General features: G+C 72.0%; 2 protein-coding genes and 1 pseudogene. 1 reads left to right on the plus strand and 2 read right to left on the minus strand.

Annotated features, from left to right (window positions below; translation table 11 throughout):
• Positions 1-145: 145 nt before the first annotated feature.
• Both ACWDN5_RS46425 and ACWDN5_RS46430 read right to left on the minus strand, forming a co-directional pair.
• Positions 146-1,066: a zinc metalloprotease gene (locus ACWDN5_RS46425; RefSeq protein ID WP_449680758.1), complete on the minus strand. Its 921-nt coding sequence runs from the start codon at positions 1,064-1,066 to the stop codon at positions 146-148.
• 165 nt (positions 1,067-1,231) lie between these two features.
• Positions 1,232-2,788, minus strand: a complete 1,557-nt coding sequence (locus tag ACWDN5_RS46430) for a PucR family transcriptional regulator (RefSeq protein ID WP_449680759.1) — start codon at positions 2,786-2,788, stop codon at positions 1,232-1,234.
• Between the two features lie 395 nt (positions 2,789-3,183).
• Here ACWDN5_RS46430 and ACWDN5_RS46435 point away from each other — a divergent pair.
• A pseudogene (locus tag ACWDN5_RS46435) lies at positions 3,184-3,504 on the plus strand (hypothetical protein); the annotation flags it as partial.

A 3,504-nucleotide genomic window follows, 5' to 3' on the forward strand; every position in this document is an offset into this window, starting at 1 on the left:
CGGGACCTCGGACGTCCCGAATGAGTCATTCGCGACACCGCGGGCCCGCCCAGCGAAGCAAGCAAACCCACCGGAAACGCCGTGAAGGCCTCCCCGAGAGACTCGGGAAGGCCTTCACGGGTTCCGCCGCGGGAAGACGGGAACCTCAGCCGCGGTAGGCCGACCAGGAGCTCTTCATCCGCGAGGTCTGGCCCGCGGTGAACTCGTACATGCAGCTGTCGTAGCTGTAGTCCATGAAGTTGTGCACCGGGTCCACGCCCGCCGACGAGCAGGTGTCCTTGCTCGCCGGGCAGCCCGAGGTCGCCGTGGCCTCGGCCGGGGTGTCGGACACGTAGTCGCCCGAACCCGAGCAGCCGCCCTGGAACGTGTGGTACAGGCCCATCCAGTGGCCGACCTCGTGGGTGGCCGTGTCGCCCTCGTTGTAGTTCGTCGCCGAGCGGCCCGGGAGGGACTCGTCGAGGATGACCACGCCGTCCAGCTTCGGCTGGGACTTGTAGTTCGACGGGAACGTCGCCCAGCCGAGCAGGTCGTCGCCGAGCTTGGCCGTGTAGATGTTCAGCGCGTTCGCGCCGCCCTTGCGCAGCGCGTTCTTCATGTTGCGCTCGGCCGAGGTGCCGTCGGTGATGCCATTGTACCAGGTGGAGTTGTTCGTGTAGTCGGTGCTGACCAGCGAGAAGCTGAAGCCGCTCGACGCGTACGCGCTGTTCAGGACCGAGATCTGCTTGCTGATCGTGGCCGCCGGCAGGTTGCCGGTCGAACCGCTGGTGATCACGTGGAAGTACACCGGGATCGACACCGCGGCCGCGGCCTGGGCCGAGAACGCCGTGCGCTTGCCGGCAAGCTTGCTCTGCAGGTCCGCTTCCATGCGGGCCGCCTCGGCCGGGGACACCGAGTCGGCGCGCCCGTCCTTGCTGCGGTCCGCGGCGTGGGCGGGGGTGAAGCAGTCGCCGCTCGGCGCCGCGACGGCGCTCCCGGCTCCTGCCGCCGGGACGACCAGGGCGACCAGGGAGAGCGCGGACACCGCGCCCAGCTTGACGGCCTTGCCGAACCGCTCCGAACTGCTCATGGAGGAACTCCTCTTGCAACGACCCGGCTACCCCGGGTGGTGAAGAGAAAATGCGGCACGCGATCTTCCTTATCCACCATCTTTCGGCTGGAAAAGACACTCCGTACCATCGGCGCGATCCACGCGGACTAGTGCATACATCGGAAGCTGGGCCGAACGGCCTAATCAGCTCCAGCGCACGGCGACGAGCTGGATCAGCAGCGCCAGCCGGACGTCGGGGTCGTCGAGGTCCAGCGGCACCAGTTCGAGCAGCTTCCGCATCCGGTACCGCAGGGTGTTCGGGTGGATCCGCAGCTCCCGCGCCGCCGCCCGCGGGTCGCCCGGGTGCCGCAGCCACTCGTAGAGCGTCTCGACGTACCCGGCCTTGCCCGATTCGTCGTGCGCGCGCAGGGTGCTCAGCGGGCCGAGGTCGGCGACCCGGGCCGCGGTCGCCGCGGTCGCGCCGCGGTGCAGGGTCAGCGACGTCCAGGCCTCGTCGAAGGCGATCACGCGGTCGGTGAGGATTTCGGCGCGCAGCAGGCCGAGGGCTTCGTCGGCCTGGGCGCGCGACGCCGAGAGGTCGGCGAGGCCGCCGGGGGAGCCCGCCGCCGCGCGCGGGGCTCCGCCGCGCCGGGACGCCGGTTGCGTGGCCAGGGCGTGGCGCAGCTCGGCCCAGCCGCCCGGGCCCGCTCGGTCCGGCACCACGGCGTAGAGCAGGCCGCCGAGCTCGGTCGCCACCGGGCGGCTGCCGATGCCCTGGGAGATCCGTTCGAGCAACGCGAGCCGCAGGCCCTCCGCGTCGCGCCCGTCCCCGCCGGTGACTTCGATGACGACCACTCGGTGCGGCTCGTCGGACAGGTCCAGCTCCGCCATCGCCTTGCGCGGGTTCGCGTGGCCTTCGAGCACCGCGCGCAGCAGTTCGGCCGACGCGCGGCGCTGCGCGTCGGTGTGCGCGCGGCGCCGCAGCAGGTGCAGCGCGACGACCGGGGCGGCGTCGGCGAACGCGGCCGCACGCTCGTCGGACACCGGCCCGGCGACCACCGCCCACATCGACCCGAGCAGCTCACCGCCCATCCGGATCGGCACGATCAGCCGCGGCAGCGTGCCGTCGCGCTGGGCCGGGACGAAGATCGTCTGCCGGCCGCGGGACAGCTCGCGGAACACCCCGCGCGACCGGAACCGCGCGAGGACGTCGTCGGGGATGCGGCGGCCCATGATCGTGGCGACGCGGGCGGGGTCGGTCAGATCCTGGCGGGCGGAGTAGGCGAGCACGCGCGAGTTGGTGTCCTCGATGGTCACCGGCGCGTCGACGACGCTCGCGACGGCATCGGCCAGCCGGAACAGGTCACCGGACCCGGGATCGAGGTCCTCCGACTCGTCGGCCAGGGCGTCCAGGACGGTCCGCAGCAGCCAGACGAGCTGCGCCCACGACGTCGCGGCGTGCACCTGGATCAGCGCGATCGCGCTGGCCTTCGCGGCCCGCTTGACCGCCGGTTTCGCGGCCAGCGGCGGCTTGAGCAGGACGGCGGCCGCGCCCTGTCCGGCGCTTTGCTTCACCAGCTCGGCGGCGTCTTCGGGGCCAGTCGTGGCGACGCCGAGCACGAGGTCGCCGGCGGACAGCGTGAGGGCCCCGCCGGGTTCGGCGATGACGACGTCGGCGACGGCGGGCGAGTCGTCGGGCAGCTGGAGCGCGTGGAGCAGCGTCGGCCCCACCCGGTCGACCACGCTGCGCACCGATACCACGGGAGCATTCTCGCCGAGAAACCCGGCGACGGCTCGGTAGGGTCGCCGGGGTGAGCGAGGCCCGGCAGGGCGTGGAAAGCGGTTGCGACCGCGTGGCGCAGGACGCATCCGGACGACCCGCGCTCGCGCTCCCCGGATGTCACTGGCACGGCGGAACCGTCCTTTCCGGACGCCGGCTTCGACGCCGTGACGGCCTGCCGGGGCGGTGGCGGGCGGTCGTACCACCCCGGCAGGCGTTCAGGGGGAATCGCTCACGGCGCTCCCGGGATTTCTCCGAATGCCGAACCCTCCGATCGATTCCGGGTCCGGGAAGGCGCCGACTCTATTTCATCCCGGCGCGCGGAAAGGGTGCGGTGGCAGGCTGGTCCGGACGTGACGTGGCGGAATGGCAAAAGATGATCGACGAGGGCAAGGCGATTCTGATCGCCCGCGCGGTCGTCGACCGGACGACTTCCTTCGGTGAATTCGCCGCCGCGCTGACCCGGCGCACGGGGGTGGCCGGATTCGACTTCACGACCAGTGCCGGCCGCGCGAGCATGGCTTCTACCGGCTCGCCGCGCGCAAAGGCCTGGCGGTGCCCCGCACCCGCGGCGGGCGCCGGCTGTTCTGGGCCCAGCACGTCCGCGAGCTGCACGAACACTTCGCCGGAAGCGGACGGCGGCCCGCGGCCGGCTGATCAGATGCCGGATGGCTTCCGCGCGTCGATGTCCTCGGGC

Source organism: Amycolatopsis sp. NPDC003731, assembly GCF_053586895.1.